Consider the following 25949-nt stretch of genomic DNA (forward strand, 5'->3'; position numbering starts at 1 on the left):
CCGCCGAGACGGTGCGGCGTGAATTCGCCGCCGACGGCAGCGTGCGCTCGGTCCAGCCGAACTTCCGCTACGCGCTCCAGGACCAGAAATCCGCCGTGCCGGTCGAGGGGGACCCAGCGCAATACGCGCTGGCAAAGCTTCGCCTGCCGCAGGCGCACACGCTGGTGCATGGCGCCAATGTGACGATTGCGGTGATCGATTCCGGCATCGACGCCAAACACCCCGAGCTTGCCAATTCGATCGCCGACAATTTCGATGCGCTCGGCAGCGCCGAGGGCCCGCATATTCACGGCACCGGCATCGCCGGCGCCATCGTGGCGCATGCCAAGCTGATGGGCAGCGCGCCCGAGGCGCGCATCATCGCCATCCGCGCCTTCGGCGGCACGACGGGCAGCGCCGAGAGCTCGTCCTATATCATCCTGCGCTCGCTCAATTACGCGGCCGAGCACGGCGCGCAGATCGTCAATATGAGCTTTGCGGGCCCGAAGGATGCTGTGATCGAGCGCGCCATCGCGGCGACGGCCGCGCGCGGCCTCGTGCTGATCGCCGCGGCCGGCAATGCCGGCGCGAAATCGCCGCCGCTCTATCCTGCCGCCAATCCCAACGTGATCGCGGTCAGCGCGACCGATCAGCAGGACAAGCTGTTCACGGCCTCGAACCGCGGCAATCACATCGCGATCGCGGCGCCTGGCGTCGACATCTTCCTGCCCGCGCCTGACGGCAAATACCAGATGACGTCGGGAACCTCGTTCTCGGCCGCCTATGTCTCCGGCGTCGCCGCCTTGCTGCTCGAGCGCAACTACACGCTCAAGCCGGAAGCGCTCCGCATGACGCTGGCGAAGACCGCGCGCGATCTCGGTTCACCCGGACGTGATGATCTGTTCGGCGACGGCGAGGCCGACGCGTTTGCCGCAGTGATGGCCATTCCCGCCGACAGCGCGACGCCGGTTGCGGCTGCGTCCGGTACAACAAAACGTGAAGACGCCGACAAGCGCCGCAATGAGCCCGGCATCCGCGCGATCGAGCAGCCCGCGCTGTCGAGCGCGGGCGATAAAGCCGCGATTTCTCAGGCGGATAGGCCGGCGACGCGATAGCCGCTGCGACAAGATTGCGCGCGGGACGAAAGTTAAAAAATCCAACGCTGCATTGAACGTTCAGCCGGCCAGCACGACCAAATTATGTGGGAGCGGTCATCCCTCCCCATCAGTCATATCAGGCGCGAGCGCCCATCCACCCCAAGCGCCCATATGGCTCGACCCGTCCGGTTGTCCCCCCGGACGGGTCTTTTCTTTTTGGGGCATCGGATTCCTGGAAGCGAAATTCGAGATCAGCTTCCGGTTGAGCGGTCGCGGTGCGCCGATCGCCGGCGTCCGTCAGGTGCAGCGCAAGTCCGGCATGCTTGTGCGAAGCTTGACTCGAAATCACAGCAAATCTCCGCACGACTACGGTCTTTCATGACGAACGGCGTGTCGTTGCTGGACAAGTCAAAACTTTTCCACAAAATATTCATGTCGCGTCTAAATTGATTCGTGTGCGTTGCGTCCCCCGCGTCCGTGTTTTCTCTCGACGGGCTGGTTCATGACACATCGCCAAGAGTTGGTTAGCGCCGCGGGTTGCAGCCGCGAAGTCGCGGCACGCTGGTGCACTCTCGCCGAACAGCGGCTGGAACACCTCTCCGAAATGTTCGAGACCGGACGCTGGCGCCGGTATCACTCCGAGCTCGCCTTTCTCGAAAACATCCAGGAAGCCAAACGCGCCGTCCAGACCTGGCGCGCCATCGCCACCGGCGGGGACGTCGCGGCAGCGGCTGCGAGCGTCACCTCCGCATTCGGCTGGTCGCCGGCGACGATGCCTCGCGTGTTCCCGCGCGAGCAGCAGGTGCAGACCGTGCAGCCCAAGACCGTGCAGCCAAAGACCTTGCAGCCAAAGGCCGTCCACATCGCCGCCGAGACCGCCGTGCCGGTCGGGCTCGATCCCAAACCGGATGTTCTTGCCGAGGTGACCGAAGCTCCGCTGGTGCCGACCGCTCCGCTCGCAACGCTCCCGGCGCCCGCTGCGGTGGCGTCGTTCGTCGCACCCGCTACCGTACCGCCACTCAAGGCTCCCGCAGCGAGAGCGCCCCTGACCGCACCCGTCGTGAGGCCACCGTCTGCAGTACCCGTCGCGATGGCGCCGCGCTCCGCGCCGCCCGTGAGCTTGCCGTTCGCCGAGCCCGCTGCTGCAATGGCACCGGTTGCCGCGCCTCCCGTGAAGGCACCTGCCGCAATGGCGGCGCTGCTGCCGCAGTTCGCCCCGCCGGCCGCCGAAATCGTCGCCGCCCCCGAGCGCGTCGTCGAGTTCACCCTCAGCCTCGACGGCATCGAGGCAAAATACCCGCTGCTGCGAAACGCGTTCTGACGCCCGGGAGCTGGAAGCGAGCGCGCGGTACTTAGCGCCGCACCGCATTCCCGCCGATCACGACCTGAGCAAAGCGCTGCGCGCCCTCCGCCGACAGGTCCGAGGTCACCGCGCGGGCGTGATCGAGGCCGACGACGGCCCCGCGCGGCGTCTCCGAGATCATGTTGTTGTTGACGAGTGCAGTGCCGGCGCCGGGCACGACGGAGACGCCGACACCGGCCAGCGCCTTGCGGACCACGTTGCCCGTGATCGCGACGTCGCGCAGATATTTGCCCCAGCCGGCGACAATACCGTAGGACGGGGCGTTCTCGATCACATTGCCGGTCACCGAGGCGTCCGCCTCGATATAGATGCCGACGCCGGCGTCATCATCAGGGGCGGTGCCGATCGGGCGTTTCGGGATCAGATTGCGGATGATGTTGCCCTGGACCACGGCGATGCGGCCGCCCTCGTTGAAATTGCAGACGGAGACGCCGACGGCAGCGCCGTCCACAATGTTGTTGGCGATCACGGCCGCCTCGAACGCGAACTCGGAATAGAGAGCGACCTCGCGCACGTCGCTGACGCTGTTGCCGGTGATGTGAATATTCGAGGCCGAGTTGCCGCGCACCGCCGAATAGTCGCAGTTCTTGATGCGATTGCCGCGCACGATCACGTTGCCGGCGCGGAACGCGTTGATGGCATTGCCGTACTGGCCGGAGCCGCCCGGTCCGGCCTTGATGTCCTCGATGCGGTTATCAGCGACCAGCGTGCCGTCATCGCCGATCGCGGTGCGCAGGATCTCGATGCCGTTGTCGTTGGTGCGGAGAATCGTGTTGCGGGAAACGCTGAGGCCCCTGGCGTCGAACGAGACCACCGCCGTCACCGCGATGTCCGTGAAGATATTGCCGGAGATGTCGCCCGCGACCTGCTCAAGCCAGATCCCGCTGCCACCGGAATTCGCAATCTCGCAATCGGTGATGCGCACATCGCGCCCGCCGAGGACATGGATCAGTCCGCGCCGTGTCGGCAGCGCAATGCCGGCGCCGTCGAAGGTGATGCCGGTAAGGCCGATCGCATCGGAGCCGTCGCTCTGGATCGCCGAGACGCCGCCGGTGAAGACGAATTTGGTCGCGCCGCGCACGCCGATCAGTTGCGCGCCGTTCGGCAGCCGCAGCAATCCGCTGCGGTAGATACCGGGAGGCAAGGCGAGCGGCATTTGCGTCCGGGCGGCCTCGTCGATCGCGCGCTGCAGCGTACGGGTCTGGTCCTCATTGCTGCCGGGCCGCACGCCATAATGCGTGGCATCGCGGCCGAGCAGCGACGTCAGCGGCGCCGCGCGCGCGGCGTCGGCCGGCATGGCGAGCGCGCCCGCGATGCCGGCGGTCGAGGCACCGATGAGATTGCGGCGATTGAGGTCCATGACGCGTCCTCCGGCGGACGCGGGAGTCCGCGGGGACTAGGTAGCGCAGCGCGGCCGGGACCGTGGGGATTGTTCACGGTAGGGTTAAATCTTTACGCAAGGCGAGGTGCCGTAGGGTGGGGCAAAGCGAAGCGTGCCCACGTTATCGCAGATCAGAACGGGATGGCGGGCGCTGTGCAAGTGCGCCTTTGTCCACCCTACGAGACCGGTGCGTTCCGCTGCTTCCTTGCCAACGCCACCATCTCCATCAGCATGGCTTCTCCGGCATCCACCAGTTCCTCCAGCGTGATGCGCGGCGCGCCCTTGCGCCGGACCGCGCCGCTGCGTGCCAGCAGGGGAATATGGATGAACGCCGCAAGTTTCGGCCCGCCGGCCCTGACGTTCTCGATCGCACGCCAGCTTAAGTAGTTGCAGAGATAGGCGCCGGCATCGCGCGAGGCGCGCGCGTCGATGCCGGTGAGGCGCGCGGCGCGCAGCAGCCGTGCCGTGTGCGGTCCGAACGTCATTGCGTCCGCATGGCCGGCGATGCCGCGCTTGCCGGAGCGGGTGTTGGCGGCATCGGGCCAGAGCATGGTGACGGCATTGCGCGCCCGGGTCTCGATGCGCAGGTAAGGCGTGCGGGCGGCGAGGCCGAACATCAGGAGCGCATCGGGCTTTTGCGCGGCGAGCACCTCAGGCAATTGCCTGTCGACCGCAGCATAGGTCACCGGGAAGATGTGGCGTGACAGCTCGACATTGTCGAGCGCGGGTCGGCGCAATTGCGCCAGCCGTTCCACCAGCGGCTGGGTCGGGTTATAGGGCGCGCCGGGAAACGGACCGAAGCCGGTGAGGAGAATGCGGAGTTTGTCGCTCATTGCAGCAGCTCCAGGATCTGCTCGGCGGCGAGCGCTGGCGTGAGATGGCCATCGGCAACTTCTGCCTCGATCTTGCGGACCTTGGTCCGGATCGAGGCCTCGCTGCGCAGCCGCGCCAGCATGCGCTGCTCCAGCATCGACCACATCCACTTCACCTGCTGCTCGCGGCGACGCGAAGCGAAATCGCCGGAGGCATTCATCGCCTTGCGGTGATCAAGAACCTTCTGCCAGATCTTTGCGATGCCGTCGCCGGTCAGTGCCGAATAGGTCTCGACGGGCGGATGCCAATGCTCGGATCGCGGCGCCAGGATATGCAGCGCACCGCGATAGTCGGCGGCGGTGATCCTGGCGCGCTTGAGATTATCCCCGTCGGCCTTGTTGATCGCGATCATGTCGGCGAGCTCGACCAGGCCCTTCTTGATGCCCTGCAACTCGTCGCCGCCGCCCGGCAGCATCAGCGCGAGGAAGAAATCGGTCATGTCGCAGACAGCGGTCTCGGACTGGCCGATGCCGACGGTCTCGACCAGCACGACGCCGAAGCCGGCCGCCTCGCACAAGAGCATCGCCTCGCGCGTCTTGGCGGCGACGCCGCCGAGCGTGCCCGAGGACGGCGAGGGGCGGATGAAGGCATCGTCGGAGGCCGCGAGGCGCGCCATCCGCGTCTTGTCGCCGAGGATCGAGCCGCCGCTGCGCGCCGAGGACGGATCGACCGCGAGCACCGCGACCTTGTGGCCCTGTTCGATCAGATAGGTCCCGAGCGCATCGATGGTGGTGGATTTGCCGACGCCGGGCGAGCCGGTGATGCCGACCCGAAACGCCTTGCCGGTGTCGGGCAGAAGCTTCTGCACCAGCTCCCGCGCCAGCGCCTGGTGGTCAGCGCGACGGCTCTCGACCAGCGTGATGGCCCGCGCGAGCGCCGCGCGACTGCCGGAGCGCAGGTCACGGGCAAGGGTTTTGATGTCGAGCGAGGCCTTCTTCTCAGTCATGCCCTGCTTTACAACGGCTGGGCGGGGCAGGCGAGGGCCGCCCGGCCGATATCACCGGGTCGTTGCCGCGACCGTCTGCGCCGGTTTCAGCTTCCGCCACACCCACACCATCACCGGCCAGAGCAGGGCGCCGATCGCCATCGCGGCGAGGATGGCTGCCACGGGGCGCTCGAAGAACGGCAGCACGCTGCCGTCGGACTTGATCAGCGACGTCACGAAGGCCTGCTCGACCATGGTGCCCATGACGATGCCGAGCACCATCGCGGCGACCGGATAGCCGTTCGCCTCCATGACGTAGCCGATCACGCCGAAGGCGGCGACGGTGACGACGCCGAACATGTTGTTGCCGATGGCGAACGAGCCGACCGCGCAGCACAGCATGATGATCGGCATCACCGTGGAGCGGGGTGCCAGCAGGATATAGGCGGCGACGCGGATCATGGCGATGCCGAGCGGGATCATCAGGATGTTCGCGATGATGAACATCAGATAGATCGCGTACATGCTCGACGCCTTCTCGGTGAACAGCGTCGGCCCCGGATTGAGACCCTTCATGTAAAGCACGCCGATTGCGATCGCGGCGATGGTGTCGCCGGGGATGCCGAACAGCAGCGACGGCACCCAGCCGGAGGCGATGCTGGCATTGTTGCTGGCGCCGGCCTCGACCAGGCCCTCGACATGGCCGGTGCCAAACTTTTCCTTCTCCTTGGAGAAGCGCTTCGACATCGCGTAGGAGACCCACGCGGCCATGTCGGCGCCGGCACCGGGGAGCACGCCGATGATGATGCCGACGATGTTTCCGCGCGTCATCTGCCAGTGGTATTTCCGCGTCAGCTTCCACTGGCCGGCCATGATGCTTCCGAATTTTCGCCGCGGCAGCGGCGGCGGCTCGGGCGTCAACATCGCGCGCATCACCTGCGCCACCGCGAACACGCCGACGAGGGCCGGGATCGGCTCGATGCCGCCGAACAGATCGGTGATGCCGAAGGTGAAGCGCGGCACGCCGCCGGGATTCTCGATGCCGATGCAGGAGACGAGCAGGCCGATGAACATGCCCGCGATCGCCTTCACCGGCGAGGAGCGGGCCACCAGGGTGGCGCACATCAGTCCGAGCAGCGCCAGCCAGAAATATTCGAAGGTCGAGAACGACAGCGCGATCTCGGCGAGCGGCGGCGCCAGAATCATCAGCGACAGCACGCCGGCGATGCCGCCGACCGCGGAGAACCAGACGCCTGCGCCCAATGCGAGCTCGGCCTGGCCCTTGCGCGTCATGGCATAGGCTTCGTCCGCATAGGCGGCGGAAGCGGGCGTGCCGGGAATGCGCAAGAGTGCGCCGGGAATGTCACCGGAGAAGATCGCCATCGAGGACGCCGCCACGATGGTCGCGATCGCCGCGATCGGCGACAGGTAGAACGTGACCGGGACGAGCAGGGCGGTTGCCATCGTCGCCGACAGGCCCGGCAGCGAGCCGATGACGAGGCCGTACACGGAGGCGGCAAACATCGCGATGATGACCTCCCAGGTGGAGATCAGCGCAAGGGCGTCAAGCAGGGTTTTCAGCATGGGATTACCAGGGCGTCGGCAACAGGCCGGCGGGCAGCGGCACGCGCAAGAGCTTGCCGAAGATGAGGTGGACCGCGAACGGCGACAGCGCGGCGAGCGGCAGTGCCAGCTTCAATTTCGCTCCGAGCGCGGTCGAGGTGATGTATACCATGATCGCTGCGGTGATGATGAAGCCGAGCCGGTCGGCGGCAAAGACGTAGAACAGCAGCAGCGCCGGCGGCAGCAGGGCGCGCAGGCCGTAGAGCTTGCCCTGGAGTTTTCCTTGCGGCGGCGGCGCAGCCGCCTGGCCGTCCTCGAGCGGGATCAGCTCTTCCTCCTCCTCGAAGGAATGCCCGATGCCGAACACGATCGCGAGCCCGCACAGTGCGAGGCCCGTGCCGATCACCAGTGGAAACACGTTGGGGCCGACCGGCTGTCCCGGCACCGGCGGCAGGATGTAGCCGCCATAGGCGGCGGCCGCGCCGAGCACAACGAGAAACGATCCCGTAACGGAGTCGGGAAGACGCATGACGAGGGGTCCTATGAGAAGTGCGCGGCCTCCCCCCGCGAGCGGGGAGAGGCGATCAGAGCGTCGCAGATGAAGATCACGTCTTGCTCAGGCCTGCGGCCTTCATCGCCTCGCCCATCTGGGCATCGCCCTTGTCCATGAAGCCGGCGAAATGGCCGGCATCGCCCCACACGGTGCCGAAGCCGCGATTGCTCATGAAGTCCTTGAACTCGGCGGAGTCGTAGACCTTCTTCAGCGCCGCAGTGAGCTTGGTGGCGATCTCCGGCGGCAGGTTCTTGGGCGCGCCGATGCCGCGCCAGGCGCCGGTTGCGTAGTCGATGCCCATCGCCTCCTTCAGCGTGGGCACGTCCTTGAAGATCGGGTTGCGCGCAGGCGCCATGATGGCAAGGCTCCTGGCCTTGCCGGCCTCGATGATGGCGCGCGCCTCTGGTACCGAGCAGGTGGTGAGGTCGAGGCCACCGGCGGCGAGGTCCTGCATCGCAGGAGCTGCGCCGTTCGACGGCACCCAGGCGACCTGGTTGGCCGGTAGGCCCATCGCCTGCATCCAGCCGACCAGCGCCAGATGCCAGATGCCGCCCTGGCCGGTGCCCGAGGCCTTGAACTTGCCGGGAGGTGCCGCCTTGATCGCCTCGGCGAGCTCCTTGACCGTCTTGTAGGGCGAGGAGGAGGAGACCTGGATCCCGGGCGGGTCCTCATTCATCAGCGCCAGCGGCGTGTAGCTCTTCGGCGTCAGGTCGGTGAGGCCCTGCCAATGCATCATCGAGATCTCGACCGTGAGCATGCCGATGGTGTAGCCGTCGGGCTGCGCGGTCGCGATCGCGCTATGGCCGACCACGCCGGAGCCGCCGGTGCGGTTGACGACGTTGAAGGGCTGGCCGAGATCTTTTTCGAGCAAGGCTGCGACAATGCGCGCCGTCGCATCGGTGCCGCCGCCGGCACCCCAGGGCACGATTACGGTGACCGGCCGGGCCGGATAGGCCTGCGCGCGCGCGGGCTTGAAGCCGAATGCGGCGGATGCCGCGATTGCGGCGGTTGAAGCCGCGAACGCGCGGCGCGAAATCTTGGACATGAATGCCTCCCAGCGGCGCCCGTAATGCCGGGCGCTCTTGTCAATCCGGGCATTGTAGGCAGCTTTGCGCGCGTCCGGCAAGGTAGCGCTACCAACGAGACCACCGTGTTGTGTGAAAGCTGGATGCGCATCGGGCAGGCAATCGGAAATCGGGTGGGTTTTGCCCGCGCAAGTCGCCAACCTGCGCGGGTGGCGAAAGCCAAAGGTCCGCGATCGAATTAGCGATCCTTTACTGAGCGTCCTCGTCGCTCTTCGGCCGCTTACCCCCGAAAATCCGCAGACCTTCCGGCGAGAGATAGGGCTTCAGCGTTTCCCACGGAACGAACGCGCCGTATGCGCCCTGGACATAGGGGCCGACGGCGTAGGGCGGATAGTGGAAGGAGAGGCCGGCGCTTTTTCCGATCTCGGTTGACGGTGCGAAGGTCACCGCGCCGATCTTCAAGAGACCTGGTTTGAGATTATTGACCCAATCGTCGCCGTTCGCGTCGGCCACGTCGCGCTTCTTCTTCTCGATCCTGAGCGAGGCGATCACGGTCTTCATCATCGCCTTCATGGTTGGGCCATTGTCGGCAGTTTCGTTGAAGAATCGGCGGATCGAGATGCGCTTGCCCTCGGTCTTGTCCCACAAGATCGTGTCGATGTCGGAATTGGGATGCGCGCCGTGAGTGTCCGTGTAGTCGGACCTGATGAGGCTGACATAACGGCCGGCGACCACCGAATCGACTCTATAGTTGCGTTCGAATTCCCAGCCGCCATCCCTGAAGAGCACTGGGTCGGTCTTGCGCGTCGCCGCTGCCTCGGCAGCACTCTTGTCGAGCCACTTTCTCGCCTCGGCGAGGCAATCGGCCGCGAGGACAGGATCGGCCCGGATCGTGTCGTCCAGCAAGACGCGTGCCTCGATGTTCTTGTTCTTGACGACCGCGTCGGGCTTGGGGTCGGCGGCGAGGGCGGAAAACACGCATGTTACGCTCAGCGCCAGGGCGACGCTCAAACCGGTCATGAACTTCAAGGATGGTGCTCCTGCGTGAGCGTTAAAGCATGATCGGGAAAAGTGTGAAGCGGTTTTCCGAAAAGATCATGCGTAAACAACGACCTAAAGCGCGATGACGATTCATCCAAATCTCATCGCGCTTTAGAATATTTCGACGATATCGTCCGCGCTGTGCGGCTCAAAGCGGGGCGCCATCGAGCGGCGAACGGTTGCCTGCGTCTGCAAGCCGGTCGCATCCTCGATGATGTGCTCGACATCGATCAGGTTGAGTAGCGAGAAGGTGGTGTCAGGTTCAACCTCGACCAGAATGTCGATATCGCTGTCGGCGCGGTAGTCTTCGCCGGCCCGCGCGCCGAGGATGGCGAGCTTCGACACGCCCTTGCCTTTGATGGCATCTGCGTTCTTGCGGATTGCCGCGATGATCTCGTCACGTGTCATGGACACATCTGGCCGGTTGCACGGCCAGTCTATCATCTACTCCGCCGCCTCGCTATGGCCGAGCCGGGCGTTCAGCTTGCGGATCAACTCCTCCGCCGCTTCCGCGATCACGGTGCCGGGCGGGAAGATCGCTTCGGCGCCGGCCGCGTAGAGAGCATCGTAATCCTGCGGCGGCACCACGCCGCCGACGATGATCATGATGTCGTCGCGGCCCTGCTTCTTCAGCGCGGCCTTCAGCTCCGGCACGGCGGTGAGGTGGGCGGCGGCAAGCGAGGAGACGCCGAGGATGTGCACGTCGTTCTCGACCGCCTGCCGCGCGGCTTCGTCGGCGGTTGCGAACAGCGGTCCGATGTCGACGTCGAAGCCGATGTCGGCGAAGGCTGAAGCGATCACCTTCTGACCGCGGTCGTGGCCGTCCTGGCCGATCTTGGCGACCAGGATGCGCGGGCGACGGCCTTCCGCCTCCTCGAAGGCGTCGATCAGCGCCTGAATCTTCTCGACCTGGTTGCCCATGCTGGACGCCTCCCGCTTGTAGACGCCGGTGATGGATTTGATCTCGGCGCGGTGCCGGCCGAACACCTTCTCCATCGCGTCCGAAATCTCGCCGACGGTGGCCTTGGCGCGCGCTGCGTCGATCGCGAGCGCCAACAAATTGCCGTTGCCTTCGCCTGCCGAACGCGTCAGCGCGGCGAGCGCGGCCTCGACGTCCTTCTGGTTACGCTCGCTCTTCAGCCGCGTCAGCTTGTCGATCTGGAGCCGGCGAACGTTGGTGTTGTCGACCTTCAGGATCTCGATTCTGTCCTCGTCGGTCGGCTTGTACTTGTTGACGCCGATCACCGCCTGCTTGCCGGCATCGATGCGGGCCTGGGTCTTGGCTGAGGCTTCTTCGATGCGCAGTTTTGGCACGCCGGCCTCGATCGCCTTGGCCATGCCGCCGAGCTCCTCGACCTCCTGGATGTGACCCCAGGCCTTGGCCGCGAGATCGCGCGTGAGCCGCTCGACGTAATACGAGCCGCCCCAGGGATCGATGATCCGTGTGGTGCCGCTCTCCTGCTGCAGGAAGAGCTGGGTGTTGCGGGCGATGCGCGCCGAGAAATCGGTCGGCAGAGCCAGGGCTTCGTCGAGCGCGTTGGTGTGCAGCGATTGGGTGTGGCCTTGCGTCGCCGCCATCGCCTCCACTGTCGTGCGCATCACGTTGTTGAACACGTCCTGCGCGGTCAGCGACCAGCCCGAGGTCTGACTGTGCGTGCGCAGCGACAGCGAGCGCGGGTCTTTCGGATTGAAGGGTTTGAGCAGCTTCGCCCAGAGCAGGCGCGCCGCGCGCATCTTGGCGACTTCCATGAAGAAGTTCATGCCGATCGCCCAGAAGAACGACAGCCGCGGCGCGAAGCGGTCGACGTCGAGACCGGCGGCGAGACCTGCGCGTAAGTATTCGACGCCGTCGGCGAGCGTATAGGCGAGCTCGAGGTCCTGCGTCGCGCCGGCCTCCTGCATATGGTAGCCGGAGATCGAGATCGAATTGTATTTCGGCATCTTTTGCGAGGTGTAGGCGAAGATGTCCGAGATGATCCGCATCGAGGGCGCGGGCGGATAGATATAGGTGTTGCGCACCATGAACTCTTTCAGAATGTCGTTCTGAATGGTGCCCGACAGTTTCTCCGGCGGCACCCCCTGTTCCTCGGCGGCGGCGACATAGAGCGCGAGGATCGGCAACACCGCGCCGTTCATGGTCATGGACACGCTCATCTGGTCGAGCGGAATGCCCGCAAACAGCGTGCGCATGTCGTAGATGGAATCGATGGCAACCCCGGCCATGCCGACGTCGCCGCCGACGCGCGGATGGTCACTGTCGTAGCCGCGATGGGTGGCGAGATCGAAGGCGACCGAGAGGCCCTTCTGACCGGCCGCCAGGTTGCGGCGGTAGAACGCGTTGGAATCCTCCGCCGTGGAGAAGCCGGCATATTGCCGGACGGTCCAGGGCTGGTTGACATACATGGTCGGGTAGGGGCCGCGCAGATAGGGCGCGATGCCCGGATAGGTGTCGAGGAAATCGAGCCCGGCAAGATCCGCCTCGCCATAGGCAGGCTTCACCAGGATGCCCTCGGGCGTCAGCCACGGCTCGGCGCTGCCGGCAGGGGCTGTGGTTGCGGACCGCTCGAAGGCGACGTCAGCGAAATTGGGAATGCGGCTCATGGCTTCAACCATATCCTCAATCATGATCCGGATGCTGATGGCTGACGATGGTCGCCATCTTCTCCGGTCCGTAATTCTGCTGCGTGGTCTGGCTCGGCAGGTTGGCGATGCCGACCACCCAGCCGAGGCGGGACTCGGTTCCGTACTGACGGGTCGGTACGACGTGGTCCGGGCGGTCGAACGTGCCGGTCATGATCTCGATGCGCGGGCCATCGATGCGGCGGAAGCTCAGGGGCGTGCCGCAGGCGGCGCAGAAATCGCGCATCGCGATCGACGAGGACTGGAACGCCGACGGCGTGCCCTTGGTCCAGGCAAAGTCCGTCTTCTCGATATCGGCGAAGGAGGCAAAGGGCGCGCCGCTCGCCTTCTGGCACATCCGGCAGTGGCAGATCGAAATCTTGGTCGGCGACGCCGTCAGGGCAAAGCGGACCGCCCCGCATTGGCAGCCGCCGGTGAGAACGGGTTTGCTGGTCTCGGTCATGCCATTTCCATTCGTCGATAGGCGTCTTGCAGCGTGGCTAGCGCATCGCCTCCGGCAAAGACAAAACCCGTGACACCGGCGGCCCGCAGCGCCGCCTCGGCCTCAGCCGGGCGGCCCGCCAGATAGATATGTCGCCCGCCGGCTGATTGCAGGGCCTTGGCCGCGGCCTCGGCGTGTTCCGCATAGACCTTGTCGCTGGAACAAAGGCAGGCAAGCCCAGCGCCGGAGGCCTTGAAGGCGGCCGCCAGCTTGGCCGGGTCGGCAAAACCCTCGCTCTCGACGGCCTGGATGCCGCCAGCCTCGAAGAAGCTTTTCGCAAAGGTCGCGCGCGCCGTGAAATCGGCGGGCGTGCCGAGATTGGCCAGAAACACCTTTGGCCGCGTCCCGCGTGCCTTCAGTGCGGCATCGGATTTGTCGCGCAGCGCCTCGAACGGCTCCGCCAGCCGGATCGGCGGCAGCGCCTCGAACTTGTGTTTCTGTTCCCCGTAGGGGGCGAGTGCGACCGGCGTTGCCTTCAGAACCGCCGTCTCGCGCTCATGCAGGTTCGGAAACTCGCTGGCGCCAGTCAGAACGTCGCGGCGCTTTGCGATGTTGGCATCGCGCGCCTTGCGCGCGGCCGCGACCTTGCTCTGGAACAGGCCCTGCTGGAGCGCGGCGAAGGCGCCGCCGGCGCTCTCGCTCTCCTGGAACAGCCCCCAGGCCGCTTCGCACAGTCGGGCGGTCAGCGTCTCGATGCCGCCGGCGCCGGCTGCGGGATCGCTGACCTTGGCGAGGTTGCTCTCTTCCAGCAGCAGGAGTTGGGTGTTGCGCGCCACGCGCCGCGCAAATGGATCGGGCAGGCCGAGCGCCAGCGTGTGCGGCAGTACCGTAATGGCGTTGGCGCCGGCAAGTCCCGCCGCGAACGTCGCCATGGTCGCACGCAGCATGTTCACGTAAGGATCGCGCTGCGTCAGCATGCGCCAGGCGGTATCGGCCGCAATGAACAGCGGCTTTGGCATGAGCCCGCAGGCTGTCTCGATGCGCGCCCACAACAGCCGCAGCGCGCGGAATTTTGCCATGGTCAGGAACTGGTCGGCGTCGGCCGCGAGTCGCGCATAGACCATGCCTTGCGCCCGTTCGAGGGGGACGCCGGCGGCGTCGATGGCGCGCAGATAAGCGACGCCGCAGGAGAGCACGAAGGCGAGTTCCTGCGCTTCCGATCCACCCGCATCGTGGATCACGCGTCCGTCGGCAGAGGCAAACGGCCCCTTGAAGCCGAGGGCGGCGAGACCCTTGATGGCACCGGTGACGGCGGGAACGATCTCCTCCCACGTATAAGGGCTGTGGCCCCACACCGCGCCGGCCGCGAGCGGATCGAGCCCGAAGCGGATATTGCAGGCCGCGGGATCGAGACCAGCGCTCTTCACATATTCCGCGACATGAATCGCCGCCATCCGCGACTGCGGACCGATCTCGAGCTCGATGCCGATCCCCGCGTCGAGATGAATGTCCCTCAGGACCTTTGCGACCGCATCAGCCGTAGGTTCCAGGCCAAAACCGCGCGCGCCGTTGGCGCCGGCGAACACCAGCGCAAGCCCCGTCGCGCCGTTCTCAAGATCCTGCAGGGCCTGCGCATTCGCGAGCGCCGCGTCGGGATGGTCGATCCGCTGCACGATCTGCCAAGGCGCCGCCGCCGGTCGGCCCACCACGGGCGCAACGCCCTTGGCGCGCGGATAGAGCGGATCGATCTTGATGCCGTCATAGGTCTTGCCGACGAGCTTCTCGAACGGCGCGCCCTTCAGCACGCCGTCAACCAGCTTGCGCCAGTCCTCAGTCGTTGCCTTGGGAAAATCCGCCGCCAGCGGCAGGTCGTCAGTCACGGAGGTCATGCGGCGAGGGGCTCCCGAAAATCTTGTTATTCGCAGGCGAAATTGCCACGGCGGACCGTCCCTGCAAACGGTTGTTTTTGGTTAGCCGGTATCAGGAAGCCGCTCAATGCCTTGCGTCGAGACCCTGGCTAGCCCGTCACGCACACGAATACCCGAGATCACGCGGTCCGGCGCGATTTCGGCCAGCGGCACCAGCACGAAGGCGCGCTCGAACAGGCGGGGGTGCGGTAGCGTCAGGTCGGGCTTCCGCAAGGACACATCATCATAAGCGATCATGTCGAGATCCAGCGTGCGCGGACCCCAGCGCCGCTCCTTGTCCCGTGTGCGGCCGAATTTCTGCTCGACCCTTTGCAGCACGAACAGCAGCGCGTGCGGATCGAGACTGGTCTCGATCTCGACGCAGGCATTGATGAAGGGGTCCTGGTCCTCGTCGCCCCAGGGCGGCGTCGCGTAGTCCGACGAGCGTGCGATCACCGCACCTTGCGCCATGCCGCAGATATGCGAGATCGCCTTTTTGAACGTCGCGCGAACATCGCCGACATTGCCGCCCAGTGCGATCAGGACGTTTGCCATATCAGGGGTGCCGCGAGCGCGTCAGCATGATGCCGACATCGTCGAAGATCGCGGCGATCGGCGCATGCGGCTTGTGCACGGTGATCTTCACCGCGCGGATGCGGGGGAAGTGCGACAGGATGGCATCGGCAACCGCACCGGCCGCGCCTTCCAGCAGCTTGTAATTGGTGTTCTTGAACGCCGCGGTCGTGGTCGCCACGACCTCGGCGTAGGACACCGTATCGGCAAGCCGGTCGGTGCGCGACGGCTCCGAGAGGTCGGTATAGAGCTCGAGATCGATGACAAAGCGCTGGCCGACTTCGGTTTCGTGATCCATCACGCCATGGCGCGCATGGATCGACAGGCCGGTCACGAAGATCGTATCGGTCATTGCTTGCTCTCGATTGCGTGTGCCACCCACAGGGCCTGCAGGGTCTCGGCGACGTCATGGGTCCGGATGATCCTGGCGCCGCGCTGCGCGGCGATCAGATGCGCGGCGATCGAGCCGGCGAGCCGCTCTTTCGGCTCCGACGGCGACACCGAGGCGATGAAGCGTTTTCGCGAAGCACCGACGAGGATCGGCAGGCCGAATATGTCGAGGTCGCGCAGCCGGGCCAGCGCGATCATGCTCTGCTCGGCGGTCTTGCCGAAGCCGATGCCGGGGTCGAGCACGATGCTCTCGCGCGCGACGCCGGCCTTTGCGGCGATATCCAGCGAGCGCAGGAAGAATGCTTTCATGTCCGCGACGATGTCGATGGCGGGATCGACGCTGTCGCGGTTGTGCATGACGATGACAGGGACGCCCCTTGCGGCGATCAGCGGCGCCATGGCGGCGTCGCGCTGCAGGCCCCAGACGTCGTTGGCGATCACCGCGCCCTGGTCGAGCGCGAATTGCACCACCTCCGTCTTCATGCTGTCGATCGAGACGGGGACGCCGAGCGCAACGAGGCCCGCCAGCACCGGCCTCAGCCGGGCAAGCTCGTCCTCAGCCGTGACGGCCTTGGCGCCGGTGTAGGGCCGGGTGGATTCGGCGCCGATGTCGATGATGTCGACGCCGGCGGCGATCATCGCCCGCGCCCGCTCAAGTGCCTGCTCGGGCGCAATGAACTGACCGCCGTCGGAGAAGGAATCCGGGGTGATATTGAGCACGCCCATCACCGCCGGGATCGGCCGGCCCACGAGCGTCCGCAGCAGATCTTGCCCGGCCGAGCCGGCCGGCGGGACGGAAGGGGAGGGCGAGGCATTCATGCGCGTGGCATTGCGCTGTCGGGGAAGGGGAGTCAAGACGGAAGGAGGGTGGGCGCATCGCCACAATAGCGATGTTGATGCCGTGGCACCCTGCTCGCTCCAGCGTCGTCCCGGCGAAGGCCGGGACCCATACCGCGGAATCTATCGCTTGTGGAAGGTGGAAATCCCGAACGGCCAGTCTTCGCCAAACCACTCCCTGTGGTTATGGGTCCCGGCCTTCGCCGGGACGACACCCTGAGGGTCGCACGAGAATCCGTCTGCGGAGAGCGCCACTCTAGTACGTGATCTTCGGCGGCAGCTTCTTGGCCTTGGCGATGATGTCGCCGACCGACTTCTCCGACGGCAGGATGCGGACGAGCTTCTTCTTCTCGTTGGCCTCGCGCATGCTTTGGGCGAGCCTTGCCGGATTTCGATAGGCGAGCTCACGCACGGTGGTGACGCCCGCGGCGCGGACCAGGCCGACCTTGGCCCGGCCCATGCCTGGAATGCGCATGTAGTCGGAGACGTTGGCCCATTCCAGCAGCAGCTGCTCGCTGATGCCCGTCTTGGCGGACAGCGCCTTGCGGCCCTTCACGGTCGAGGCAGCCTCGAGTAGCGCGTCGGTGGTGCGGATGCCCTGCGCCTTCAGCTTGTTGGCGGCAAAGGAGGGCAGGCCCTCAATCTCGGAGATCGGATATGTCATGATGCTCAAATATGAAAAAGCGGCGCTCAGGCGAATTGGCTGAGGCCCGGCGTCCCCGCGATGATCTTGCCCATCTGATCCGCTCCGATTTTGTCTCGGCCGTAGCGGAAAAGTTCACGGGCAATGGTCTGAATCTCGGACATGCCGAGGCCCAGCCCCATCAGGCGCGTGCCGACGGCCATCAGGCCGCCACCCATCAGCCGCGACAGTCCGCCGCCGCTCTTGGAGGCCTCGATCGCCGCTTCCGCGCCGGGAATCTGATTGATCAGGGCTTCGACGTTCTCGGAAGGGCCGTCGTTGCGCAGAAAGCCCAGGATAATGCCGACGGTCTTTTCGGCGACAGCACTATCTATGCTGGCGTTCGCCGCCAGCCGTCCGATCAGCTCGTCCATATGGCCTGCCCCTCAGCCGGTTCACATGCCGGAGTATTATTTTCGAAAATGATCTTGAGCCGGTGCGATGTGAAATACAAGCGATGAACGCGACGCACGTCCCGAACGCGCGAAAAGTGTTGCAGCGATGCAAGAGCGGAGATGGAATCGGCAAGAAATTACCGCGGTGCGAACGCTTCGTTCCTACTTTCGGCCGATGTCGTCCGCCTTTCTCCGGCAATGTCGCATGCTTTGGGCGGGTTGAACGGTTTTAATCGGCGCGCGAGATGCGTTAAACTGCGGAACTGGCGCATTTGGGTTTCAATACGCGAAACACGGCAGAAAGATCAGAGAGAATAATGACCGCACAGGACAGCACGCTCGGCGACACCGACGACAAGATCTTCGTCGGCAAGGGAGACGAGCAGGCATGGCTGACGCTGGCGCTTGCCAATCGTCACGGCCTCGTCACCGGTGCAACCGGAACCGGAAAAACGGTGTCGCTGCAAGTCATGGCGGAAGGATTTGCGCGCGCTGGTGTCCCGGTCTTCGCGGCCGACATCAAGGGCGATCTTTCCGGCATCTCCGAGGTCGGCGAGGCCAAGGACTTCATCGTCAAGCGCGCCTCCGAGATGGGACTGAAATTCCAGCCGGACCAGTTCTCGACGGTGTTCTGGGACGTGTTCGGTGAGCAGGGCCACCCGGTGCGGGCGACCGTCACCGAGATGGGGCCGCTCCTGCTTGCGCGCATGCTCGACCTCAACGATGTGCAGGAAGGCGTGCTCAACGTCGCCTTCCGCGTCGCCGACGACAACGGGCTGACCCTCATCGACATGAAGGATCTGCGCGCGCTGCTCGATGCCATCGTGCCGGAGGCCGGCAAGAAGGGGGCGGACGCCGAGGAAAGCCCGCTTACCGACATCAAGAAGGAGGCGCAGGGCTTCGGCAACGTCACCAAGGCCACGGTCGGCACCATCCAGCGCCAGCTCCTGGTGCTGGAGAACCAGGGCGGCACCAAGTTCTTCGGCGAGCCGGCGCTGACGCTGAAGGATTTCATGAAGACCGACCGCGACGGGCGCGGCATGATCAACATCCTGGTCGCCGACAAGCTGCTTCAGAGCCCGCGGCTGTACGCGACATTCCTGCTGTGGATGCTGTCGGAGTTGTTCGAAGAGTTGCCCGAGGCCGGCGACCTGCCGAAACCGAAGCTGGTGTTCTTCTTCGACGAGGCGCATCTGTTGTTCAACGACGCGCCCAAGGCGCTGCTGGACAAGATCGAGCAGGTCGTGCGCCTGATCCGCTCCAAGGGCGTTGGCGTCTATTTCGTGACGCAGAACCCGATCGACGTGCCGGACCGCGTGCTCGGACAGCTCGGCAACCGCGTGCAGCATGCGCTGCGCGCCTTCACGCCGCGCGACCAGAAGGCGGTCGCGGCCGCGGCACAGACTTTCCGCCCCAACCCGAAGCTCGACACCGCCAAGGTGATCATGGAGCTCGGCAAGGGCGAGGCGCTGGTGTCCTTCCTCGAAGGCAACGGCACGCCAACGATGGTCGAGCGCGTCATGATCAGGCCGCCATCGGCCCGGATCGGACCAATCACGCCGGAAGAACGCAAGGCGATCATGGATGCGAGCCCGGTGAAGGGCAAATACGACACTGCCGTCGATTCCGAGTCCGCTTATGAAATGCTTCAGAAGCGCATCGCCGGCACCGCGGCCACGGCCGATGGCACCTCGGATGGAAGCGGCGGCGGCATCCTCGGCCAGATCGGCTCGATCGTCGGCACCATCTTCGGCACCAACGTCAAGCGCGGCCGCCTCTCGACCGGCCAGGTCATTGCGCGTGACGTGACGAGATCGGTCACCAACCAGGTGATCGGCGGGCTGGCCGCCAATGTCGGCAAGTCGATCGGTGGCCAGCTCGGCGGCTCGATCGGACGCACCCTGGTCCGCGGCGCCCTCGGCGGATTGCTGCGGAGATAGGCAGCCGAGCCCTTGTTAGAAGCAATTCGCCGGCAAACGCGCCGCTTGCGCCGGGTACAAATTCGGGTGAAGAGGACACCAGCCGTCAGCCTGTCTGCTAGGTGCTATGGCCCCTAACTGGACCTCATCGTGACCCCAGCCGAACCTTTCGCCAAACCCGGCGCGCTCCGATCCCTGTCGCTGCGCGCCCCACTCGATCTGCTGTTCCTGCTCTGCTGCTTGATCCTGGCCGCCGACGTCCTCGGGCCGGAGCTTTTTGGTCGTGGCAAGACCAAAGACTACTCGCTCTGGTATTGGGCCGGGCAGCAGGTGCTGCACGGTGGCCCACTCTATCCCAGCGACATCGATCATCCGTTCGAATTCATCTATCCGCCGCTGCCGGCGATCATGCTCGCGATTCCGAGCTGGTTCGGCAAGATCCCGCTCTACATCGTGCTGTCGGTCCTGAATGCGCTGGCGTGGTGGTTCACGGGGATATTGTCCAACAGCATGACCGGCTCGGGCCGCACGGCTGGCCCCTGGCTTGAGGCACTGCCGGCTTTCGTCACGGTGACCTTCGTGTTCGACATGTTCGACCTCGGCCAGCCCAACCTGGTTCTGCTGGCGATGATGCTCTACGGTTTCTGGAGCCTGCAGCATCAACGATCGTGGCTCGCGGGATTCATGTTTGCGCTCGCCACCGCCATCAAGGTGTTTCCGATCGCGGTGCTGCCCTATCTGGTTTGGCGGCGGAAGTGGGCCGCCGTCGCCGCGATGGTCGCCTTCACCGGCATCCTGCTCTACGTCGTGCCGGCGCCGATCCGCGGCTTCGAGCGCAATGCGGCCGAGCTTGCGACCTGGTATCAGGGCATGGTCGGCTCGAGCTCGGAAAAGGGGTTTGGCCAGCGCGACGAGCAGAACTGGTCGTGGGTCAACCAGTCCATCATCGCGGTCACGCATCGCCTGGTTCGGCCGATCAACTACAATCAGGAAGATCCCAACAAGCCGCCGCGCACGATGAATGTCATCGATGTCGACTACAAGACGGCGAACTGGATCGTGCTGGCGGTATCAGCGCTGCTCGGGCTCGGCTTTCTTGCGGTCATGCCGCGGCAATCGCGGCGGACGGCGCGCTCGGACGCCGAGGAGCTCGGCATCCTGTTTTGCCTGATGACGGTGGCTTCGCCCCTGGCGCGGCAATACTACTTCATGTGGCTGTACTTCCCGATGACGGTGCTGATGCATCGTGCCGCCTTCGACGAGCGAGCGAATGTGCGCCTTGGAACCTGGCTTGCGCTCGGTGCGGCCGGCATTCTCATGCTGCTGGCGCTGCCATGGTTTCCCAATGTCATCCAAGCCTGGGGCAATAACCTGGCCGCGACGGCCGTTCTTGCCGGTACGCTCGCATGGCACATCCGGCATCCGCCGGTTGCCGCTGGCTCCGAGCCTGCGACGAGGCTAAAACCCAACAATCTCGAGAAGCCGTCTTGAGACTCAATAGTCAGGAATCCGACCATGGCCAATGCGCAGCTTCAATCCGTGCTCGATCACATCGACAAGGATTTTGACAACAGTCTGGAGCGTCTGTTCTCGCTGTTGCGGATCAAGTCGATCTCCGCCGATCCGGCTTTCGCCGGGGACTGCAAAGCGGCGGCCGAGCATCTGGCCAAGGACATCGCAAGCCTCGGCGTCGCGACCGAAGTGAGGCCGACCGCCGGCCATCCCGCCATCGTCGGCAAGACGGGGACAGGCGGACGGCCGCATGTGATCTTCTACGGCCATTACGATGTGCAGCCGGTCGATCCGCTCGATCTTTGGCACCGTCCGCCGTTCGAGCCCGTGGTCACCGATCACGCCGACGGCCGCAAGATTATCGTCGCGCGCGGTGCTGAGGACGACAAGGGCCAGGTGATGACCTTCGTCGAAGCCTGCCGCGCCTGGAAGAAGGTGACGGGCTCGCTGCCGATCGACGTCACCTTCCTGATCGAAGGCGAGGAGGAGGTCGGTTCGAAGAATTTCGTGCCGTTCATCGAGGCCAACAAGGACGAGTTCAAGGCGGATTACGTGCTGGTCTGCGACACCGGCATGTGGGACGGCAACACGCCGGCGATCACGACCTCGCTGCGCGGCCTGCTCTACGAAGAGCTGAAGATCACCGCTGCCAATCGCGATCTGCATTCCGGCGTGTTCGGCGGCAGCGCGATGAACCCGATCCGGGTGCTGACGAAGATTCTCGGCGGCCTGTTCGACGACGACAACCGCATCACCATTCCCGGCTTCTATGACGGGGTGAAGGATTTGCCGCCCGATATCCTGGAGCAGTGGAAGAAGCTCAACATGACACCGGAGACGTTCTTGACGCCGATCGGGCTGTCGATCCCGGCCGGCGAGAAGGGCCGGCTGCTGATCGAGCAGGCCTCCTCGCGTCCGACCTGCGACGTCAACGGCATCTGGGGCGGCTATATCGGCGAGGGGTCCAAGACGGTGATCCCCTCGCATGCTTCCGCGAAGGTCTCGTTCCGTCTGGTCGAGGGGCAGGACCCCGCAAAGATCCGCAAGGCGTTCCGCGATTACGTGACGGCGCGCCTTCCGGGCGACTGCAAGGTCGAGTTCGGCGACCATTCCGCCGCGCCCGCGGTCGCGCTCGACTGGAACATGAAGCCGCTCGCCGCGGCCAGCAAGGCGCTGGCGGAGGAATGGGGCAAGGAGACCGTGCTGATGGGCTCCGGCGCCTCGATCCCGATCGTCGCCGACTTCAAGCGCACCTTGGGCCTGGACTCGCTGCTCGTCGGCTTCGGCCTCGACGACGACAACATCCACTCGCCCAACGAGAAGTACGACCTGCGCAGCTTTCAGAAAGGCATCCGCTCCTGGGCCCGCATCCTCGCCGCGCTGGCCGAGGTTAAGTAGGCACGGTGCCGTAGGGTGGGCCCACCCTGCGAGATCTTCATCCGTCATTGCGAGCGAAGCGAAGCAATCCAGAAATCTCTCCGCGGAGGCAGTCTGGATTGCTTCGTCGCAAGAGTTCCTCGCAATGACGACGGAGGGCGGCCAAATAAAAACGCCCCCCGGAATTGGGCGGCGTTTCATTCCAAAAGGCGTAGAGGTTCGTTGAATGCTACTCTACACCAAATCCGGAAAATCTCAAGTGCGGTAGCCGGGGTTGACGCGGTCGAGCTTGCGCAGCAGCGGCGGCCACACGAGATTGTTCGCGCGCAGCTCGGCGCGGTCGCGGTTGGACAAGAGCTCGGTGTTCTTCTCGATCGCGATCTCCTCGACCGGATAGACCGGCGTGCCCAGCGCGCGGGTGCGCACCTGCATCGAGCAGGCGCGCTCGAGGTGGTACATGCGCTCGAAGGCGGAGGCGACCGAGCGGCCGACGGTCAGGGTGCCGTGGTTGCGCAGGAGCATGTGGTTGTGATCGCCGAGATCCTTCTGCAGCCGCGGCCGTTCCTCGTGGTCGAGCGCGATGCCTTCATAGTCGTGATAGGCGAGGTCGTGGGTGACGAGCTGGGCGGTCTGGTTCAGCGGCAGCAGCCCTTCCGCGCTGCTCGACACCGCGGTGCCGTCGAGGGTGTGGAGATGCAGCACGCAGATCGCGTCTTCGCGCACCTCGTGGATCGCCGAATGGATGGTGAAGCCGGCCGGGTTGATGCTGTATTCGCTCTCGGAGAGCTGGTTGCCGTGCAAATCGACCTTGACGAGGCTCGAGGCCGTGATCTCCTCGAACATCAGCCCGTAGGGGTTGATGAGGAAGTGATGGTCGGGGCCCGGCACGCGCGCGGAGATGTGGGTGTCGACCAGATCATCCCAGCCGTACAGCGCGACGAGACGATAGCAGGCGGCGAGGTTGACCCGTTGCTGCCACTCGGCCTCCGTCATGTTCGACGGCACTTCCTTCAGGCGCGCTTCTGCTGGCGACATGGCAATTCTCTCCGAACCTCGTTGTTGCGGAGCGGGAGCGTAGTCTCGGTCGGAGGCGGCGGCAAGGCGCACAAAGCGCGGCAGTCAAGCGCAGCCCGCATGGAGCGCTGCGCAACGCGGGACCGCTGTCCCCGGATCTCGCTTCGCTCCATCCGGGCTACAAGAGAGAAAATTATTATGGCGCCGGGATCGAGAGCAGGCTGGAAATGCTGCGGCCGCGGATGTCGTAGACGCGGGCGAACACCACGTCGTCACGTTTGATCTCGACCATCACGGGCGCGGTGAGGCCCTTGCAGTAGAACTCGCCGAGCGTCATGGCGAAATCGGCGGCATTGGAATCCCAGCCGATGGTGAAGTCGGGGCCGAGCGCGACCTGCGCCGGCCGCTGCGGACCGCACACCGCGACTTTCCATTTGCGATTGACGGGCGGCACTTCCTGGCGCTCGACCAGCTGCTCGCGCAGCTCGTCTGAGGCCTGCTTCAGCGCGAGACCCCAATAGTCCAGCATGAAGCGGTCGTCGGCGGCGCGCACGGTGCCGGCGATGTGGTTGAAATGGGTGTACTGATAGGGATGCAGCCGGATCATCTCGGCGAGCGAGAGCGCAAGGCCGAAGCAGAAGGTCGCGAGCACGACCGGCTGCCAGGTGCGGTGATTGGCGCGCAGGCGCTCCATGGTCCAGGCGAAGGCGACGCCGCCCAGCACCGCCATCGGCGGGATCACGAAGACGAAATGGCGGATGCCGTTGTAGAGCGCCGGGCGCTTCACCATCGCGATCGCCAGCGGCAGGGTCGCAGCCAGCGTCAGCATCAGGAGAATGGTCTTGCGGCGGGCCGGAACGTCACCGCGCGGCAGCAGCGCGAAGGTGCTGAAAACAGCGCCGCCCATCAGCACCAGCATCACCTCGGGCAGCTGCAGTGCGAACAGCGTCGGCAGATAGGACCAGGGCATGTCGGGCACCGACACGATCGCGCCGTCGAACATCTCCTTCCACGGCTTCTCGAAGAAGTGCGAGAAGTAGGTCAGCGCCTCGAAGGGATTGCCGGGCTCCATGATCGACCACGGCCAGATCAGGCCCATCACCAGATAGCCGAACACGAGGCCGGGCAGCAGCACGTAGACGACATGGGCGAAGCGGCGGGCTGCTTCGCGGAGCCCCTCGGTGCGCAGCTCTTCCAGGAACAGCGGGGCGAAGCCGACCATGGCGTAGACCAGCGCCAGCCCGCCGAGGATGCGGCAGCCGATCGACAGGCCGGCACCCAGGCCGACGATGAGGATCGTGCGCGGCGAAGGCTGCGGATATTCCTCGGCGAGACGAACCAGCCCCAGCATCAGGATGATCATCGCCACGGCGAAGGGCGCATCCTTCGGGTTCATGAACATGTGGCCGTAGAAGATCGGGCACAGCGCGAGCAGCAGAAGCGCAGCAAGACCGGCAAGGGGGCCGCCGACGCGGCGGCCGAGCCGCCAGGTCACGGCGAGCCCGATCACGCCGACGATCGCGCCGAGCAGACGGCGCGTCTCGAACAGTTCGAGCGGAAGCACCTTGTGCAAGAGGGCTGCGACCATGTCGAAGCCGCCGCCATACATGTAGAGATTGGCGAAGGAGAGCGCCGCGGTGTCCTTGAAGCCGGAACCGAACATGCGCAGCAACAGGTCGGCATATTCAGCGTGGGTGTAATCGTCCCAGCCAAGGCCGTAGTCGCGGAAGGTCAAGCCTGCAATCACGGCGACCGCAGCCAGCACCAGCATGGCGAGATCGTCGCAAGTCCGTTCGACCGAGCGCCGCAGAGGCGTGTCGATCGCCGAAGTCGTGATGGATGTCATGGCTATTGGTGACCCGGAATCCCCTCTTGGCCCTGCTGGTGCGCGCGGACCACTTCCCCGGTCTCCCTATAGCGCAGTTCCATTACCAAGTAATTGGGCATTATGGCTAAATTCCTGATGCGACGCAGCAAATCCTTGCAACCGGGAGCATTCAAGCAGTAGCAAGCCGTAGCTGAAGGGAATGTGAATAAGTCACTGATTTCCCTCCCTTTAGGAACGCTGCCAACAATTCGCCGTTGGCGAGCAACACAGTATGACGGTATCGTGGCGTAACGGGTGTCGCGGGTGGATGCGCGGCCGGGGGTGGGTTCGATGAGCTTGGCATTGTTGATCGTGGGGATTGTCGCCGTGGTGGCGGGCCTCCTTGCGATCCTGTTCGGCTTCACCGTCCGGGAGTTCAGTCTCGGCAGCACCCTCATAATCTCGGGGACGATCGGCGTCTGCTCCGGGATGTTACTGGCTGGCCTGCATCTGGTGCTGCTGGAGCTGAAGGGCATTGCCCGGCGGCTCGCCGGCGCACCGTCCGAGGTTCGGGTCAGGCCCGTGCTGCCGGGCCTTGCGCTCCCGGGCGTGTCTGAGCCTGTGCCGGCTCCGGCCATGCGGGCCGAACCGACGCCTCCGCCATCGCCTGCGCCG

At 65.2% G+C, this 25949-nt stretch carries 22 protein-coding genes and 2 pseudogenes; 6 read left to right on the forward strand and 18 right to left on the reverse strand.

Annotated features, from left to right (window positions below; genetic code table 11):
- A pseudogene (locus A5906_RS44585) lies at window positions 1-1094 on the forward strand (S8 family serine peptidase); the annotation flags it as partial.
- Between the two features lie 484 nt (window positions 1095-1578).
- Window positions 1579-2397, forward strand: coding sequence for a TIGR03809 family protein (locus A5906_RS18260; protein WP_080136768.1), 819 nt, complete (start codon window positions 1579-1581; stop codon window positions 2395-2397).
- Between the two features lie 31 nt (window positions 2398-2428).
- On the opposite strand, the gene A5906_RS18265 is transcribed toward A5906_RS18260, so the two are convergent.
- The 16 genes from A5906_RS18265 to A5906_RS18340 all read right to left on the reverse strand — a co-directional run bounded on the left by A5906_RS18265 (window position 2429) and on the right by A5906_RS18340 (window position 17624).
- Complete coding sequence (locus tag A5906_RS18265; protein ID WP_080136769.1) at window positions 2429-3799, reverse strand: TIGR03808 family TAT-translocated repetitive protein; 1371 nt, start codon at window positions 3797-3799, stop codon at window positions 2429-2431.
- Between the two features lie 197 nt (window positions 3800-3996).
- The gene (locus A5906_RS18270) at window positions 3997-4653 is read right to left on the reverse strand and encodes a pyroglutamyl-peptidase I (RefSeq protein ID WP_080136770.1); all 657 of its coding nucleotides are present in this window, start codon (window positions 4651-4653) and stop codon (window positions 3997-3999) included.
- The gene (gene meaB / locus A5906_RS18275) at window positions 4650-5639 is read right to left on the reverse strand and encodes a methylmalonyl Co-A mutase-associated GTPase MeaB (protein ID WP_080136771.1); all 990 of its coding nucleotides are present in this window, start codon (window positions 5637-5639) and stop codon (window positions 4650-4652) included. Before meaB ends, A5906_RS18270 begins: the two co-directional genes overlap by 4 nt.
- Before the next feature lie 51 nt (window positions 5640-5690).
- Window positions 5691-7202 carry a tripartite tricarboxylate transporter permease gene (locus A5906_RS18280; protein WP_080136772.1) on the reverse strand — a complete coding sequence of 504 codons (1512 nt, stop codon included), beginning with the start codon at window positions 7200-7202 and terminating at the stop codon, window positions 5691-5693.
- A gap of 4 nt (window positions 7203-7206) precedes the next feature.
- Window positions 7207-7710 carry a tripartite tricarboxylate transporter TctB family protein gene (locus tag A5906_RS18285; protein WP_080136773.1) on the reverse strand — a complete coding sequence of 168 codons (504 nt, stop codon included), beginning with the start codon at window positions 7708-7710 and terminating at the stop codon, window positions 7207-7209.
- 76 nt (window positions 7711-7786) lie between these two features.
- On the reverse strand, window positions 7787-8779 hold the full coding sequence (locus A5906_RS18290; RefSeq protein ID WP_080136876.1) for a tripartite tricarboxylate transporter substrate binding protein: 993 nt from the start codon (window positions 8777-8779) through the stop codon (window positions 7787-7789).
- Between the two features lie 229 nt (window positions 8780-9008).
- The gene (locus A5906_RS18295) at window positions 9009-9779 is read right to left on the reverse strand and encodes a DUF3298 and DUF4163 domain-containing protein (RefSeq protein WP_080136877.1); all 771 of its coding nucleotides are present in this window, start codon (window positions 9777-9779) and stop codon (window positions 9009-9011) included.
- 132 nt (window positions 9780-9911) lie between these two features.
- Window positions 9912-10208: a nucleotidyltransferase family protein gene (locus A5906_RS18300; RefSeq protein WP_080136774.1), complete on the reverse strand. Its 297-nt coding sequence runs from the start codon at window positions 10206-10208 to the stop codon at window positions 9912-9914.
- Between the two features lie 36 nt (window positions 10209-10244).
- Window positions 10245-12401 (reverse strand): methylmalonyl-CoA mutase, encoded by a 2157-nt coding sequence (gene scpA / locus A5906_RS18305; RefSeq protein WP_080136878.1) that lies wholly within the window; start codon window positions 12399-12401, stop codon window positions 10245-10247.
- Between the two features lie 16 nt (window positions 12402-12417).
- Window positions 12418-12882 carry a GFA family protein gene (locus tag A5906_RS18310; protein ID WP_080136775.1) on the reverse strand — a complete coding sequence of 155 codons (465 nt, stop codon included), beginning with the start codon at window positions 12880-12882 and terminating at the stop codon, window positions 12418-12420.
- Window positions 12879-14750, reverse strand: a complete 1872-nt coding sequence (locus A5906_RS18315) for a methylmalonyl-CoA mutase subunit beta (RefSeq protein ID WP_080136776.1) — start codon at window positions 14748-14750, stop codon at window positions 12879-12881. The genes A5906_RS18310 and A5906_RS18315 overlap by 4 nt, the downstream gene beginning before the upstream one ends.
- Before the next feature lie 81 nt (window positions 14751-14831).
- On the reverse strand, window positions 14832-15323 hold the full coding sequence (gene folK / locus A5906_RS18320; protein WP_080136777.1) for a 2-amino-4-hydroxy-6-hydroxymethyldihydropteridine diphosphokinase: 492 nt from the start codon (window positions 15321-15323) through the stop codon (window positions 14832-14834).
- A gap of 1 nt (window position 15324) precedes the next feature.
- Window positions 15325-15693, reverse strand: a complete 369-nt coding sequence (gene folB, locus A5906_RS18325) for a dihydroneopterin aldolase (protein ID WP_080136778.1) — start codon at window positions 15691-15693, stop codon at window positions 15325-15327.
- Window positions 15690-16550 carry a dihydropteroate synthase gene (folP, locus tag A5906_RS18330; RefSeq protein WP_080136779.1) on the reverse strand — a complete coding sequence of 287 codons (861 nt, stop codon included), beginning with the start codon at window positions 16548-16550 and terminating at the stop codon, window positions 15690-15692. The genes folB and folP overlap by 4 nt, the downstream gene beginning before the upstream one ends.
- A 274-nt stretch (window positions 16551-16824) precedes the next feature.
- Entirely contained in the window at window positions 16825-17232 is a 408-nt protein-coding gene (locus A5906_RS18335; RefSeq protein ID WP_080136780.1) for a DUF4332 domain-containing protein, read from the reverse strand.
- Window positions 17233-17258: 26 nt separating this feature from the next.
- Window positions 17259-17624, reverse strand: a complete 366-nt coding sequence (locus A5906_RS18340) for a hypothetical protein (protein ID WP_080136781.1) — start codon at window positions 17622-17624, stop codon at window positions 17259-17261.
- Window positions 17625-17962: 338 nt separating this feature from the next.
- Between A5906_RS18340 and A5906_RS18345 the strand changes: the two genes are divergently transcribed.
- The 3 genes from A5906_RS18345 to A5906_RS18355 all read left to right on the forward strand — a co-directional run bounded on the left by A5906_RS18345 (window position 17963) and on the right by A5906_RS18355 (window position 22474).
- Complete coding sequence (locus tag A5906_RS18345; RefSeq protein ID WP_080136782.1) at window positions 17963-19585, forward strand: helicase HerA-like domain-containing protein; 1623 nt, start codon at window positions 17963-17965, stop codon at window positions 19583-19585.
- Between the two features lie 129 nt (window positions 19586-19714).
- Window positions 19715-21055 carry a glycosyltransferase family 87 protein gene (locus A5906_RS18350; RefSeq protein ID WP_080136783.1) on the forward strand — a complete coding sequence of 447 codons (1341 nt, stop codon included), beginning with the start codon at window positions 19715-19717 and terminating at the stop codon, window positions 21053-21055.
- Between the two features lie 24 nt (window positions 21056-21079).
- A complete protein-coding gene (locus A5906_RS18355) occupies window positions 21080-22474 on the forward strand; it encodes a M20/M25/M40 family metallo-hydrolase (protein ID WP_080136784.1) in 1395 nt (464 codons plus the stop codon).
- Between the two features lie 234 nt (window positions 22475-22708).
- Here the strand turns inward: A5906_RS18355 and A5906_RS18360 are convergent, their stop codons facing one another.
- Window positions 22709-23488 carry a class II aldolase/adducin family protein gene (locus A5906_RS18360; protein ID WP_080136785.1) on the reverse strand — a complete coding sequence of 260 codons (780 nt, stop codon included), beginning with the start codon at window positions 23486-23488 and terminating at the stop codon, window positions 22709-22711.
- 175 nt (window positions 23489-23663) lie between these two features.
- Entirely contained in the window at window positions 23664-25313 is a 1650-nt protein-coding gene (locus A5906_RS18365; RefSeq protein ID WP_080136786.1) for a glycosyltransferase family 39 protein, read from the reverse strand.
- A gap of 312 nt (window positions 25314-25625) precedes the next feature.
- Here A5906_RS18365 and A5906_RS44590 point away from each other — a divergent pair.
- Window positions 25626-25949, forward strand: a pseudogene (locus A5906_RS44590) (DUF308 domain-containing protein); the annotation flags it as partial.

This window comes from Bradyrhizobium sacchari (genome assembly GCF_002068095.1).
Taxonomy (GTDB): Bacteria; Pseudomonadota; Alphaproteobacteria; order Rhizobiales; family Xanthobacteraceae; genus Bradyrhizobium; species Bradyrhizobium sacchari.